The organism is Ginsengibacter hankyongi (assembly GCF_008710285.1).
In the GTDB taxonomy this organism is placed as follows: domain Bacteria; phylum Bacteroidota; class Bacteroidia; order Chitinophagales; family Chitinophagaceae; genus Ginsengibacter; species Ginsengibacter hankyongi.
On record NZ_VYQF01000001.1, the window covers coordinates 869,365 to 884,278 of the forward strand.

The following is a 14,914-nucleotide window of genomic DNA, read 5'->3' on the forward strand; positions in this document are numbered from 1 at the left end:
ACCTCCTGTGCCGGAGCATTTACCCTGAAATCGGCGATTCAGACAACTGGTAATTGAATAATAAATTTACTTCCTTCTCCTTCTTTACTCTCCACCTTTATTTCCCCACCATGCGCTTTTACAATATCATAACTCAAACTCAATCCCAACCCCGTTCCTGATCCTGTCGGTTTTGTGGTGAAGAAAGGCTGAAAGATTTTTTCTTTGATTGACTCAGGAATACCGCCGCCATTATCTCTAACGGTTATGAGCACACTATTTCCGGATTTATTTGTGGTTACTGATACAGATGGTTCATGCTCTTTGCCTTGGGCTTCTTGCCTTTTGTTTACCGCATAAAAAGCATTATTAAAAAGATTCAACAACACGCGACCGATATCCTGCGGAACGATATTTATTTTTCCGATCGAAGGATCAAAATCGGTCTTTATTTCTGCATTAAAGCCATTGTCTTTTGACCTTAATCCATGATAACTTAACCTTAAATATTCATCACATAATGCGTTTATGTCTGTGGGTTCTTTTTTCCCGGAAGATTCTCTTGAATGTTGCAACATACTTTTTACAATCGCATCGGCTCGTTTGCCATGATGAATTATTTTCTGCTCATTACTTTTTATGTCATCAGCAATTTCATTTGCCAATTGCAAATTGCCTGTTGCCAATTCATTTTTTAATTCATCGATCATTTCACTGTTCACTTCCGAAAAATTATTGACGAAGTTTAGCGGGTTCTGAATTTCATGGGCAATGCCCGCGGTGAGTTCACCCAGGCTTGCCATTTTTTCTGATTGTATGAGTTGCGCCTGGGTGGATTTTAGATGATTAAGCGTTTGTTCAATTACTTCATTTTTATTTTGGAGCAGTTTCTTGGCTTCCTTTTCTTTCCGGTTATTCCGATAAAGAAAGAAAGCAATCAGCAGTAAAATTGCCAGACCTGCAATTAATGCATACTGTTTTAATTGGTTTTGGTAGGCAACCCTGGCAGCTTCAATTTCTTTTTGGCGTTGTTCCTCATGCGCAACCAATGTTTGCACTGCTTCTATATTTCCCGTCCCAAATATGCTGTCTTTATATGCATTTGCAATTTTAAGATATTGTAAAGATGTTTTAGTGTCTTTGGGTTCGTATAAATCAGCCAACAAAGTTGCTGCTTCAAGTATTGTTTTCTTTTGATTAATCAATTTCGATTCTTCGAAACCTTTTTGAGCATAATAAATAGCAGAATCCGATTGATTGGCAGTCTTATAAAGTGCTGCAATTTTATTATAAGCATAAGCTAAAGCCCTGCTTTCATTATTTTTAAGCGCAATCTGAAGACTTTTTTGATAGTAATTCAATGCCTCACCGGGGTTGCCTGATTTTATTTTTATATCTCCAATGGTTTGATAAACCAATGGTTCTTCACGATGATATTTTCCAAAAGTTTCAATTGCTTTCTTTTCATAAAATTTGGCTGAATCCAACTGGTTTAATCCTTCAAATGCAACTCCCATATCGTAATATGCATAGGCCAATCCCTCATCATTCATCCCTTTTTCTTCAATCAGTATATATTTACGTAAATAACTTATTGCTTTAGTATAATCTTTAAGTGTAATATAATCTTCACCAATACCATCCAGGGCGGCTCCGTTTAACGTTTCAAGGTGAAACTGTTGTGCAAGTTGCAATGACCTGAAGCCCTGTTCCATTGATTTGGGCAAGTTGCCCCGCTGTCCAGTTACAATGCTCATAAAACCCAGAACATTAATCTGCCCACGTACATATTTTATTTTCTCAGCAGATTCCAATGCCTGTTGTCCGTAGATCATTGAAGAATCTGTATTTCCCAAACGATAAAGCAGGCATAATGCTATCTGGGCATTGATACGGCTTGTATCATCTTTTGCAGTAGCTAATTGATGTTGCAAGCTATCAATTGCTTCTTTTGTTTGGGTAAAACCAACACTACATACAAACGCAAGAAGAATGGTTAATGTGAAAGTCTTTATCATTGATCAGTATAAATAGGTATTTGAATAATAAATTCACTTCCTTCTCCCTCTTTACTTTCCACTTTTATTTCCCCACCATGCGCTTTAATGATATCGTAACTTAAACTTAATCCCAGTCCCGTTCCTTCTCCCGTTGGCTTAGTGGTAAAGAAAGGCTGGAATATTTTATCTACTACTTTTTGTGGGATACCATTGCCGTTATCCTTAACCGTTAGTATTACATTACCACCCATCTTTTTTGAACTAACTGAAACGACCGATTCATAACTATTTAGTTGTTGTTTGGCTTTTTCATTTACTGCATAAAAAGAATTATTGTATAAGTTTAATAATACTCTGCCGATTTCTTGTGGAATAATATTGATTTTGCCAATAGACTTATCAAAATCAGTTTTCATTTCTGCATTGAAAGATTTATCCTTTGCTCTCAGCCCATGATAACTTAATCGTAAATATTCATCCGCTAATGCATTAATATCCGTTGGTTCTTTTACACCTGTGCTTGACCGTGAGTGTTGCAACATTCCTTTTACAATAGAATCTGCTCTTTTACCATGAAAGCTTATTTTTTCCTGGTTATTTTTAATATCGTTGGCAATTTCTTCTAAAGGAAGTTTTTGTTCCGGAGAAAGGTTGGTTCTATTTAGTTCATCTTTTAGTTCGTCGGTTAATTCCATATTCACTTCCGAAAAATTATTCACGAAATTTAATGGGTTTTGAATTTCATGAGCAATGCCGGCCGTCAATTCTCCAAGGCTTGCCATTTTTTCTGATTGTATTAGTTGTGCCTGAGTTGATTTTAGGCTGCGGTATGCGTCGGCATTGTCCAGTGCCAAAGCGGTGTAAGTAGCAAGGCTTCGAAGAATGTTAAGATGGTATTCTTTATAGGCATTTTTGCTGAAGCTTTGCGCCGTAATTACGCCAATAGCTTTGCTTTTATAAACCAATGGCAAATAAATCACCGATGCTGTATTATCCCCGGCGGCTGATTCCGGAATGTCGGAAATATAAGCAGGGTGTTCTTTTTCAAAATCATTCATAATAATTTCTTTTTGATTATTAAAACACCAGCTTGCAGGCCTTTTGGTATCATTGAGGTGATAACTGTAGGGAAGCAAAGTTTCTCCTTTTTCTTTGGTAGCCGGAAACTCCAGTTGCTGTTTTTCCCTGTTTACGATGCCAATGCCAAATACCGATGCATCCATCAACTTATTTACATGCGTGTAAACCGTATTGATAATGTTCCCGATGGAAAGGGATGATGTAATTTCTTTACCCATCTCGCTGATCAGTTCGGTATTTTTTCGCTGTTCATTCTCGGCTTCTGCTTTTAAGTTTGCTTCCCTGAATGCCGCACGTTGCCTTTCACGCGTAATTACACGGCTGCGTTGCCAGCGAAAAATTAAAAATGCCAGCAGGCCGAAGAGGATTACATACAAACTATACGCCCACCAGGTTCTGTACCACGGAGGTAAAATCTCAAATGAATAGGTTCCTGTGCTGCTTTCTATTCCGGCAACGTTTAATGCAGTCACTTTAAAGGTATATTTACCCGGAGGCAGGTTGGAATATTCTTTTCTTGTTTCTGTTGAATAAGCTGACCAGCCCTTATCAAAGCCTTCTAAAAATGTTTTGAATTGATTTACGTTTTTTCCTTCGTAACTGGTGGCAGCATACCTAAAGGCAACAGAGTTGTTATTATAAGTTATCTTAGAACTAACCGGTTTATCCAGCATTCCGCCAAAGTAGAGAGTTGAGTCTTCACCAACATCCACTTTCCGGATAAGGGCTGCATAGTTGGTTTTACCTGAATTCTTCTTTGTAAAATCATATTTAATGATCTGATCATTTGCAGTGAACCAGCTAATACCGTTTTTTTCTGCATATACTTTACTAATTGATTCCTCAGCAAACCTGTTGAACGGGGAAGATAGCCATTTCCAGGATCCATCCGGCTTAAGCGTCCCCATGGTTAATTTATCTTCTCCTCCCATCCATATTCGTCCAAGGTTATCTTGTTGAAAACTTATTTTTACAATATTAGCTTTTATGTTAATGAATTCAGCAATAATTTTATTAGAAGTATCAGCATAAAATATTTTTTTGTTTTCATTGAATAGATAAATGCTGTCAGCTGTGGTAAAATAATTTACCCCATTAATGCTCGTTACATACGTAATGCCATCCTGAAGTCCGTTCAATTTATTAAAGTGTTCAATAACCGGCTTTTGAAGTAATATATTTCCATCATCACCTTTTTGAAAAGTAACCTCGAAAAGGCCGGATGATTGGGTACCCATCCACACCCTTCCATCTTTGTATTCTATGATAGAAGTTGGTTCGTCAGGGTTATCTAATATGTGACTTTCATCCTTCCACGTGCTGCCGGTTTTTACTACAGACCACAAGCCGCTTGAGGTCCCTGCAAAAACCCTGTCGGGGTTTACCCGTGATTGTTTTAATGCATAAACAAAATATTCATTTCCAATGGTCTTTCTGATCGGTGATAACTGATCTTTTTCAACCTGAAATAACCCATCGTTTGTTCCAACGAGTAGTTGATTTCCAACCTCCGCAAAAGTCCATGACTGATTGTTACTGTTCCTTAAAAGGTGAAATTTTGATGTTTTAGGATTAAGCGCATAAAGACCGTTATTTGTACATGTATAGATAATTCCATTGTGACGGATAATATCAATTGGAACTCCCGAAATATCATTCCTGGAATCGAAGTAACTTACCGGAGAGGAATAGTCTATCCTGGAGATGCCGTTTGCTGTGGCCAGCCAAATAGAACCGGAGCGGTCCTGGAAGGAAAAATCGACAGAATTATTTTCAATGCCGTTTTCTAAATTGTACCTACCGACTTCCCTGCCTGTGCTGTCAATTACTACTGCTCCGCTGTTTTGTGTGCCCAGTAATATATTTCCGTCGGAAAGCACGGTGCCGGGGAAATAAATCAGGTTATCTTTAATAAACTGATCGGCTTCCGTTTTAAAGGGAATAAAATTGTTGCCGTCATACTTAAATAATCCCATGGTGCGGGTACCAATCAAAATGGTTCCTTTTTCACCGGGAAAGGGAAGCATTACATAAATCCTTTCATTGGCAAATTTTTGACCTCCTTTTACAACAACCAGCGAATCGTTCTTCAAAACTTCCAGCCCTTTTCCCCATTCCCGCACATAAATGGTTCCCCTCACGTTAAACATTACGTGAAAGGTATTTTGTGCCTGAATAATATGGAATTCCTTTTTTTTTATGTTCCAGATAAAAATGTAATTAAATGTTTCAAAATATACTTTGCCGCCGCTGACATAGGTTGCCCACACATCCGTAAAGTGTCTTTTATCCTTTGGTAGAAAATTTGTGAGCGAATGAAATTTTAATTGCCCGGAAGAATCTGGCAAGAAGTATCCCAGGTCACCCACTGATCCTACATATATTTTTCCGTCATCTCCATTTGCCAAAGAGCGGATAGTGGATTTGTTCGGCAACTGGTAAAGCCGCCACGCATTGCCGTCAAACTCCAGCAGCCCGACATTATTTCCAAAATACATAATGCCACGCTTGTCCTGTGTGATTGCCCAGTTTTGCATATCTGCGTGGTATTCTTTTGGCAGGTAATTAATAATCTCCTGGGAGCCGGCTTCGGCATAGTGCTGTGCGGCTGCAATAGCGGTAATAGCCACGTAAGTTAACAGCAGTATCAATTTTCTCATAAAAACCCTTTGTTTTTTTAGTTTAGTAATCACATTGGTATTGTTGATTATGAAATGCCCAACATCTCAGGAATTTAATGTATTAGTAATTCATTCCATACAATGGTGCTAATACTCATGATCGGTTATTCAGAAGGCATTTTAATAATATATTCCTTTCCTTCTCCTTCTTTACTTTCTGGTTTTATTTCTCCGCCATGCGCCTTTACAATATCATAACTCGTCTGAATCACGGATTTAAATGGATTCATGGATTTCACAGATTTCATTTTTAAAGGACGAGTCTTTTAAAGGTTAAGCTTTTACTGCCAAAATTGATTAGCAATCCTACTTCGAGTTTATAGGCTTTTAAGTAATTTAATACTTGCGCCATATGTACATCTTCCAGTTCAACAATTGCTTTCAACTCCACTAAAACTTTTACTGCCACAACAAAATCGGCTCTTCTTATTCCTATCGGCTCTGTAAGTTCTTTATAAAATATCTCCTGTTCAATTTCCCTGGCAAAAGTTAACCCGGCTTGTGACAACTCCCAAGCTAATGCCCTTTGGTATATTATTTCCTGAAACCCATTTCCCAGGAACTTATGTACTTCAAAGGAAGCGCCGATAATTTTTTCCGTTATGTCTTTATATTTTAATTCTGCCATCGTATCAATCTGTGCAATCTTTTAATCTTTATAATCCGTGATTCAGACATTTATAATCCGTGATTCAGACATTTATAATCCGTGATTCAGACAACTGGTAATTGAATAATAAATTTACTTCCTTCCTCCTCTTTACTTTCCGCTTTTATCTCCCCACCATGTGCTTTTACAATATCATAGCTCAAGCTTAAACCCAATCCTGTTCCAATCCCTGTCGGTTTTGTAGTAAAAAATGGTTGAAATATTTTATCTACAATATTTTGCGGAATGCCGTTTCCATTATCACTAACGGTAACCAATACACTATTTCCGGATTTCTTTGTAGTTGCTGAAACAGAGGGTTCATACTCTTTGCCTTTTGCCTCTTGCCTTTTGTTTACAGCATAAAAAGCATTATTAAAAAGATTCAACAACACGCGACCGATATCCTGCGGAACGATATTTATTTTTCCGATCGAAGGATCAAAACCGGTCTTTATTTCTGCATTAAAGCCCTTGTCTTTTGATCTTAATCCATGATAACTTAACCTTAAATATTCATCACATAATGCGTTTATGTCTGTGGGTTCTTTTTTCCCGGAAGATTCTCTTGAATGCTGCAGCATACTTTTTACAATCGCATCGGCTCGTTTGCCATGATGATTTATTTTCTGCTCATTACTTTTTATGTCATCAGCTATTTCATTTGCCAATTGCAAATTGCCTGTTGCCAATTCATTTTTTAATTCATCGATCATTTCGCTGTTCACTTCCGAAAAATTATTCACGAAGTTTAGGGGGTTCTGAATTTCATGGGCAATTCCGGCGGTGAGTTCACCCAGCGAAGCCATTTTTTCGGATTGAATGAGTTGTTTTTGCGTAGCTTTTAAATTGTCCAGTGTGTGGCGTATCTCTGCTGTTTGCCTGTTTACTTCTTCCTGCAATATTTGTTGCTGGTTTTCTGCCTGTATTCTTTTTTCTTCTGAAAGCTGTACTACCTTATCCGCATTTATCCTCACTTCCTGTATCATTTCTTTAAATCGCATAGATACATATACTAATAAGGAGATTGGGAATGAGAGAATGAAGCAAGTAAAAAGAAAAAAGGTAAAATATTGGCTAGTGATGCCTGTTACGTAAGCATAAATAATGCCTGCAAAAAAGGTGAAAAGAGAAAAAAATAGTCCCACGACGATGGCCCATTGTGCTCCCTGCAGTTTTTTCCAGGAACTGATTATATAATACAGGCAAATGGTTACCGCCAGGAATATCATTAAGAACTCCAGGAAATATTCCTTGAATCCTTTCTTTTCTACGTGTGGGTGATGATGTACTTCCATATTTTTTATTTCTGATGTTGTGATGCCTTATTGATTGATTTTAATTTCTTCATTCACCATTCACTTGTTTTTCATTCTTCGCTTTTGTCAAGGTCTGCAATTACATTCTTTGCGTTTGCCAATCGTATCGCTGTGTCGGTGATGATGTACTTCCATATTTTTACTGTTTATTGTAAATGATACTCTTTATTCAATAGGCTAATCAATTTTCTGGCCTTGTCAAATTGTGAGGTTTCGAGACTTAAGTGGCTATCCAGCATCATCATAAGTGACTTTACTTTATTCATGTATTCTTTTAAAACAATACTATCCGAACTGATTAATTTCTGTGAAAGTGAATCATTCAAAAAAATATCGGCACCTCCTCGAAAACCGAATCTTTTGATCAGCGAATAATCAAATATTGTTTGAGACATCTTATTGAGGTCGGTCATCCAGTTCTCAACGTCAACAGCCTCATGTTGAATATCCCCGTCATAAAAATTGTAATAAAAAGTAATGCTGTCTTTACATGCTTTATTTTCAATCAGGTTAAAGGCTCCGGTGCTTTTTATTTGTGAAATGGTTCTTTCATTTTGCTGAAAAAGAATCAAACCGAAACTGTACCTGAAATTGAGATAGTAAAGCCGGTGTATATCGTAGGTATTTTTATTGGCTGCAAGGTTCAATAAAATACAAAGGCTGTCAAGTTTGTCAAGCTGTAATTGTGCCCTGGGAATTAAGTGGCTTAAGGATGAAGTATCTGTTAACAGGTCTTCTTTTAAAGTAATGATATACTCCTTTTCTTTCTTGACGTTTACTAAATGCTCACGAATATTCTCTGCAAAAAAGCCAAGCGTTACAGCGAGAAAGATCATTAAGAATTCCAGAAAATATTCTTTGAAATTTTTCTTCTTATGTTGGAGGTCGGGGTGATGATGTACTTCCATTATTTAATTGTTTTGATTTTCATTTTCTCATTTCATTGAAGATTGTATTTTTTCTGAATCATTTTAATTAGTCGAATCGTAACATCTTTTTCCTGCACTGCATAGCTTAAATTAATTAAAACTTCCGCACTGTAATAATGCAGTAACCCTACAAATTCATTGATAATGGCTGCATCGTTTGTAATCAATTGCGGATTCCCTTGTGGTGGATTTACCCGGTAAGGAGATTTTTGCAGCATATTTTGGAAAACCGCTCCATCAAAAACCTTCACTGCTGAATGAATGTATGCTATCATTTCCTGTATTTGTATTTCAGATTGTTCTTTAAAATGAGTTTGTGAGGCATAGTACTTTGAAACTGAATCGGAAAGCGCACCATCCCTGATCAGCCGCAATGAACCGGAATTTTTCATTTCTTCGTACGTTCTTTCATTTAGCTCAAACCTTCTAAGTTTAGTTGTAATAGTTCTTCCGAAATAATACATCGTTCTACCATACTTAGCTCTATCTCGACTTTGCATCAAATGTATTAATGAATCCATTTGGGTGAGCGCTACGTTAGCTTGCATGGAAAAAGAATTAATTTTTGCTGTGTCTGTTTTTAAATCTTCAAGCATTGACTTCATAAATTCTTTTTCCCGATTGTGATCAGCCACACTTTCACGCATTTGCTCCGCAAAAAATCCCATTGTTACCGCAAGAAATATCATTAAGAATTCTAAAAAATATTCTTTGAAATTTTTCTTCTCTACGTGTGGATGATGATGTACTTCCATTTCTTTTACTTTTTAATTAAATAATGAATGCTGATACAACTATTCATTGTTTTTTTTGCAAATCGAACTCATCAGTTACATAATCCATCAATCTTTCTGCAGTTTCTTTTGTTTTGCTATAATTTGTAATAAATATCTTATCGTATGCTTCAATATTCTCCAGGCTTACACTCAACTGTGTCATATCGTTCTGGGTAAGATTTCTTACTTGCGCATCTATAACATGGTTATTAAAGCCGCTTGTAAGAGAGGAGCGCATGTTAGCAGGAGTAAAATGCGCAATAATAAATGTTTGTGTATATTGCCTTTCATTTTGCTGCTGATAGTTTTTCATGTACCGCAACCCCGATAAATCAGATTCATAATCGGTGATGTAAGACATGATTTTTGAATTGGATAATTGTTTTAGATGTAATTCGTTTTTTATTTCCGTTATCGCGCCGGTTGAAGCTCTGAAAATGGTAACGTTAAAGCAGTCAAGTATTAACTCCTGCATTTTTTTTAAATCTGCTTTTCCTATAGGTTGTTGCAAAAGATAAAACAAACTATCTTCCTTTCGTGTAAAAATAGTTTCGAGCGAAATATTTTTATTAAGCGCTGCTGTATCTTTTTTAAGATCATTTACCAGTTGTTCGCAAAGCAGTTGAACATGCTCCTTATCAGAAATATATTCTCTTATATTTTCAGCAAAAAAGCCAAGTGTTACGGCAAGGAATATCATTACAAATTCCAAAAAGTATTCTTTGAAATTTTTCTTCTCTACGTGTGGATGATGATGTACTTCCATGTTTCAGTTTGTAGTTTTTGGTTTGTTGTTCAGAAATATTTTCACTTTCTGTTGTCTGTAGACTGTCGTCTGCGGACGGCTTTATGTTTTTTTCTTCACTTATTCTAAATGATATTGTTTTTTCAACAAGCTGATTAAATCGATTGCCTCTTTGGAAGCAGACAATGCCCGCTCGTTCATTAGTTTTAAAATTCCATAATAATATTGATAGCGCATCATTACAGCATTAATTGCCATGCGATCGGTAGAAATAAGCGCCGGGTTGCTTTCTTGCGTAAAGCCTGAAGTATTTTCATTTTCAATTTTCTTCACTATAGAAAATAAAACTGCTGCATCAAAAATTCTGTCGTTAATTGAGATAAGCTCATTCATCCTTTGCTTCTGAAAGTCTGACCAATAATCAAACCTTTTTATCCATTGATAATAAGAGCCAATACTATCTGCGATAAACTGCTTTTTAATAAGTCTGAGCCCGCCGCTGCTTTTCATTTGCTCAAAGGTTTTTGCGGTTGGAGAAATTACACTGCTACCCATTGTAAGTTGCCGGGCCATGTAATAAAGTCGTTTATTATTATTGTCTTTATTTTGCGTGAGGTAAGTAATGATAGAATCAATTATACGGCAATGTGCCAGGTTAAAATTAATTGCTTCATTATACATTACGGTATCACTTTGCAGATCGTTCACCATTGATTGAACATATTCGTGAAGCTGATTTTTGTCTTTAATACTTTCTCTTATATTTTCTGCAAAAAAACCAAGCGTTACAGCAAGAAATATCATTAAGAATTCCAAGAAATATTCTTTGAAATTTTTCTTCTTATGATGAAGATCGGGATGATGATGTACTTCCATTTATTATATTATTTTTTGTGACGTATTTATTGTTTCATACGATGCCAGAAATAAGCAACCGCAAAACCAATCAAAATATAGATCAGCATTTTAAATAAGCGTTGCTTTGTTTTTTCATTCATTTGAAAAATGGTATTTATTGTTGATTGACTTAATAAGTTGTGTAGCCAATGTATCAGCATGGTTTAGAACATCGGAATAGCCATAGTTTCTCCCTTTTAGATTTACGAAGCTGTTGGCAAGTTTGTTTAAAGTAACAGAGTCTTTTACAAGCAATGGCATATCATACAAATCACTGTTTTCAATTGGAATGTTATTTCGAATGTTATCGTCAATTTTTTTATTGAATTCCTTTTCGTCGCTTATTGCATCTTCCTGGGCATAAATATTATCGGCTGCACCGTTCATAGACCCGGTTCTTGCTTCTAAAATATTGTTTTGAACGTAGGCCGCATAACTCACTATTTTTCCGGCGATGTTTTTATCATCTATCAATCTTAAATTGCCTGAACTTTTTAATTGTTCAATAGTCGTTAACGATGGCTGGTATGTATATGACTCTGCATTTACGGGTGTATTCCATCTGCCCTGCAATACATAATTAAATCGTTTTGCTTCTTTTGCATTTATATAAAGAGAATCAAGAATAGGCCGCAGGTAATTTAATTTTTGCACTAATTGGCTATACTGAGCTGTATCATACTGTAGCTCAGAAACCATTGAAGAAAGATATTCCCGCTCCTTTGATCTGTCGCCCAAATGTTCTCTTATACTTTCTGCAAAAAAACCAAGCGTTACCGCAAGAAATATCATTAAGAATTCTAAAAAATATTCTTTGAAATTTTTCTTTTTGTGATGAAGATCGGGATGATGATGTACTTCCATGTTTTTGATTGATCGTTAATAGTGTAATAGTGTCACATGTAAATCATTACTCCAATGTTTGGCGTAAATTTTTATGATATAATAATGGCAGGAGATTTTACAATGCAGGTAGCGAACAATATTTCATTAACGGAAAATAGTTTGCAGAAATTTCCGGATATGAATATCGCAACCACAATATTAAGAATTAAAAGAACGTAACGTGACTCCATTAGATAGGAATTATGGTTGAACAATAAAAAGTAAAATCAACCTGTTTGCAGAAACAAGAAAATTAATTTTAACTTTAAGGTTAATAAGCGGCAGTAGCTCAGTTGGTAGAGCATTAGCTTCCCAAGCTAAGGGCCGAGGGTTCGAATCCCTTTTGCCGCTCACTTCCCTGTTGTTTAATTATCCCGAAAATATTATCATTACTTAGCTCCATAATATTAACATAGCGGGAATTATATTATCACTAAATTGATTATTGGAATTATTAAGATGTTTCGCCCTATAAAATTTATCACCTTCTTTTTTGTATTTGTTTTAATGCATAAATTATCAGCCGCACAGCAGGTATCAAAGCCATTTCCACAACACGTTAGTTACGCCGGTAGCACTATTAAACCCAATCATGTTTCTCAACAACAATTGGATGACAGCGTGGCCTCATTTTATAATAAATGGAAAGAACGATATATAAATGATGATGCCGGTGAAGGCCAATATTATGTTTGGGTAGAAGGATCCGTTGCAAGTAATCAATGTGTATCTGAAGGCCAGGGATATGGAATGATAATAGTGGCATTAATGGCAGGATATGATACTGCTGCGCAAAAAATATATAACGGTCTTTATAAATATTACAAGCTACATCCAAGCAAAAACAGCCCCTATCTTATGGCATGGGCTCAAACAAAAACATTTAAAGATTATGAATTAAGCTCAGCCACGGATGGTGATATGGATATCGCCTATTCTTTATTATTGGCAAATGCGCAATGGGGCAGTAAAGGGAAAATTAATTACCTGCAGGAAGCGCAATCCATGATAGCCGCTATATTGCAGCAGGAAATAAATTCAAAAACATTTTCTGTTTTATTGAGTAATGCAGTAGAATATGACAGCAAAGATTATTTTGATATGCGTTCTTCAGATTTTATGCCTGCTCATTTTAAAGCCTTTGGTAAAGCCACCAATAACAAAACCTGGAATAAAGTAATTGACGCCAATTATAAACTTTTCAATTTTATGCAAAAAAAATTTAGCGGGGATGCCGGACTCCTGCCTGATTTTATAGAGCATATTAATACAAAACCTGTTCCCGCAAAACCTCATTATCTTGAATCGAAATATGATGGGAAATATAATTACAATGCCTGCCGCGTTCCCTGGCGGATCGCTACGGATTTTATTATAAATGGTGAAAGCCGCTCAAAAAAAATTGTTTCAAAAATTAATAAATGGATCAGGGAAACCACGCAGGAAAATCCTGATAATATTTCTGCAGGATATACATTAGAAGGAGATGATATTCACAAGCGGTATTATGAAGCAATGAGTTTTATAGCGCCCTTTGCTGTGAGCGCTATGGTTGATGCTAAAAATCAAATATGGCTGAATAAACTTTGGGATTATATTGTAAGTTTTGATATAGACCGATTTGATTACTTTGATAACACTATTAAAATGATTAGCATGATTATACTATCTGGTAATTATTGGGCACCTTAAATGGTTCCAACAGAAGTTGAGTATTTATGAGCCATACTCAATAATTCACTTAATTCAAAAGGCTTCGATAAAAATCCATCGGCATTGCAATTAATGGATATCTGCTTTATGTTCTTGTGGTCTGAAATTATTATAACAGGAATATGTCAAAAATTATCGTTCACTTTTAGTTCTTTACAAACAACATTAGCATCAACTCCCGACATGCAGAGATCAAGCATTACATCTGCAATTCCGAAATCATCATCAGCAACCAACACTTTTTTTACCAGGCATATAAAAATATTTATTGGCAAACTAAAACAAATAAATGAGGAGCCCGGCTTGCCAACAAATTTTAGCAATACGATTTGTTTTTCTTTGTGCCACATCGGCACTTTAAAATAACTTTGTTTCTTAAAATGATATAATGAAAGATTTTCTTAAAGAACTTTTTGCAGGCCAGCAGTATAATGAAAATAATTTCTTTTTAATTGCTGGGCCATGTGTTGTAGAGAGTGAGACTTTAGTAATGGACATTGCAAAAAAAGTTTTTGAGATTTGCAAAAGGCTTCAAATTCCTTATACATTCAAGGCTTCTTATCGAAAAGCCAATCGGACCAGTGGCGATTCTTTTACGGGTATTGGCGATGAAGAAGCAATGCAATTATTAAAAAAAGTAAAAGAAAAATTTTCCATTCCGGTAACAACTGACATACATACTGCAGAGGAAGCTGCAGTTGCTGCCCAATATGTTGACGTTTTACAGATACCCGCATTCCTCTGCAGGCAAACTGATTTGTTGCTTGCGGCTGCTAGGACTGGTAAAATTGTAAACGTAAAAAAAGGACAATTTGTGAGCGGCGAAGCCATGAAGTTTGCTTCAAATAAAATAATAAAAGCCGGAAATGATAAAGTGATTTTAACTGAAAGAGGAAATTCTTTTGGTTATACCGATCTTATAGTTGATTACAGGAATATACCTATTATGAAAAACCATGGAGTACCTGTAGTTATGGATTGCACACATAGTTTACAACAGCCCAATCAAAGCAGCGGCGTTACTGGTGGCAATCCTCAAATGATTGAAACCGTTGCCAAAGCTGCGATTGCAACGGGCGCTGATGGCTTATTTATTGAAACACATCCCGATCCTTCCTGCGCTTTAAGTGATGGAGCAAATATGCTGAAGCTTGATTTACTTGAAGAGTTACTTAAAAAATTAATTGCCGTTAGAAAGGCTGTTTTATAAATCAATTGTCTTAAAATAGAAAATCCCGCTTAACAACGGGATTTTCTATTT

The 14,914-nt window shown here is 36.1% G+C and carries 13 protein-coding genes and 1 tRNA gene; 3 read left to right on the forward strand and 11 right to left on the reverse strand.

Features of this window, described 5'->3' with window-relative positions; genetic code table 11:
- Nucleotides 1-38: 38 nt before the first annotated feature.
- The 10 genes from FW778_RS03690 to FW778_RS03730 form a co-directional block, all read right to left on the reverse strand.
- Nucleotides 39-1,997, reverse strand: a complete 1,959-nt coding sequence (locus FW778_RS03690; RefSeq protein WP_150413239.1) for an ATP-binding protein — start codon at nucleotides 1,995-1,997, stop codon at nucleotides 39-41.
- The gene (locus FW778_RS03695; protein ID WP_150413240.1) at nucleotides 1,994-5,719 is read right to left on the reverse strand and encodes a sensor histidine kinase; all 3,726 of its coding nucleotides are present in this window, start codon (nucleotides 5,717-5,719) and stop codon (nucleotides 1,994-1,996) included. The genes FW778_RS03690 and FW778_RS03695 overlap by 4 nt, the downstream gene beginning before the upstream one ends.
- A gap of 125 nt (nucleotides 5,720-5,844) precedes the next feature.
- The gene (locus FW778_RS23010; RefSeq protein ID WP_235906013.1) at nucleotides 5,845-5,988 is read right to left on the reverse strand and encodes a hypothetical protein; all 144 of its coding nucleotides are present in this window, start codon (nucleotides 5,986-5,988) and stop codon (nucleotides 5,845-5,847) included.
- A 2-nt stretch (nucleotides 5,989-5,990) separates the two neighbouring features.
- Nucleotides 5,991-6,368 (reverse strand): GxxExxY protein, encoded by a 378-nt coding sequence (locus FW778_RS03700; protein ID WP_150413241.1) that lies wholly within the window; start codon nucleotides 6,366-6,368, stop codon nucleotides 5,991-5,993.
- Nucleotides 6,369-6,454: 86 nt separating this feature from the next.
- Nucleotides 6,455-7,687: an ATP-binding protein gene (locus tag FW778_RS03705; RefSeq protein WP_150413242.1), complete on the reverse strand. Its 1,233-nt coding sequence runs from the start codon at nucleotides 7,685-7,687 to the stop codon at nucleotides 6,455-6,457.
- A gap of 167 nt (nucleotides 7,688-7,854) precedes the next feature.
- Nucleotides 7,855-8,616 (reverse strand): hypothetical protein, encoded by a 762-nt coding sequence (locus FW778_RS03710; protein WP_150413243.1) that lies wholly within the window; start codon nucleotides 8,614-8,616, stop codon nucleotides 7,855-7,857.
- A gap of 32 nt (nucleotides 8,617-8,648) precedes the next feature.
- Entirely contained in the window at nucleotides 8,649-9,392 is a 744-nt protein-coding gene (locus tag FW778_RS03715; protein WP_150413244.1) for a hypothetical protein, read from the reverse strand.
- 43 nt (nucleotides 9,393-9,435) lie between these two features.
- Nucleotides 9,436-10,179: a hypothetical protein gene (locus FW778_RS03720; RefSeq protein ID WP_150413245.1), complete on the reverse strand. Its 744-nt coding sequence runs from the start codon at nucleotides 10,177-10,179 to the stop codon at nucleotides 9,436-9,438.
- 99 nt (nucleotides 10,180-10,278) lie between these two features.
- The gene (locus FW778_RS03725; RefSeq protein ID WP_150413246.1) at nucleotides 10,279-11,034 is read right to left on the reverse strand and encodes a hypothetical protein; all 756 of its coding nucleotides are present in this window, start codon (nucleotides 11,032-11,034) and stop codon (nucleotides 10,279-10,281) included.
- A 114-nt stretch (nucleotides 11,035-11,148) separates the two neighbouring features.
- Nucleotides 11,149-11,919, reverse strand: coding sequence for a hypothetical protein (locus FW778_RS03730; RefSeq protein ID WP_150413247.1), 771 nt, complete (start codon nucleotides 11,917-11,919; stop codon nucleotides 11,149-11,151).
- Nucleotides 11,920-12,218: 299 nt separating this feature from the next.
- On the opposite strand from FW778_RS03730, the gene FW778_RS03735 reads away from it, so the two are divergent.
- Nucleotides 12,219-12,291: transfer RNA gene (locus FW778_RS03735), tRNA-Gly, on the forward strand.
- 156 nt (nucleotides 12,292-12,447) lie between these two features.
- Nucleotides 12,448-13,632 carry a glycosyl hydrolase family 8 gene (locus FW778_RS03740; protein WP_202552061.1) on the forward strand — a complete coding sequence of 395 codons (1,185 nt, stop codon included), beginning with the start codon at nucleotides 12,448-12,450 and terminating at the stop codon, nucleotides 13,630-13,632.
- Nucleotides 13,633-13,778: 146 nt separating this feature from the next.
- On the opposite strand, the gene FW778_RS03745 is transcribed toward FW778_RS03740, so the two are convergent.
- Nucleotides 13,779-14,003, reverse strand: a complete 225-nt coding sequence (locus tag FW778_RS03745) for a hypothetical protein (protein WP_150413249.1) — start codon at nucleotides 14,001-14,003, stop codon at nucleotides 13,779-13,781.
- A gap of 38 nt (nucleotides 14,004-14,041) precedes the next feature.
- Between FW778_RS03745 and kdsA the strand changes: the two genes are divergently transcribed.
- Entirely contained in the window at nucleotides 14,042-14,863 is an 822-nt protein-coding gene (gene kdsA / locus FW778_RS03750) for a 3-deoxy-8-phosphooctulonate synthase (protein WP_150413250.1), read from the forward strand.
- Nucleotides 14,864-14,914 lie beyond the last annotated feature (51 nt).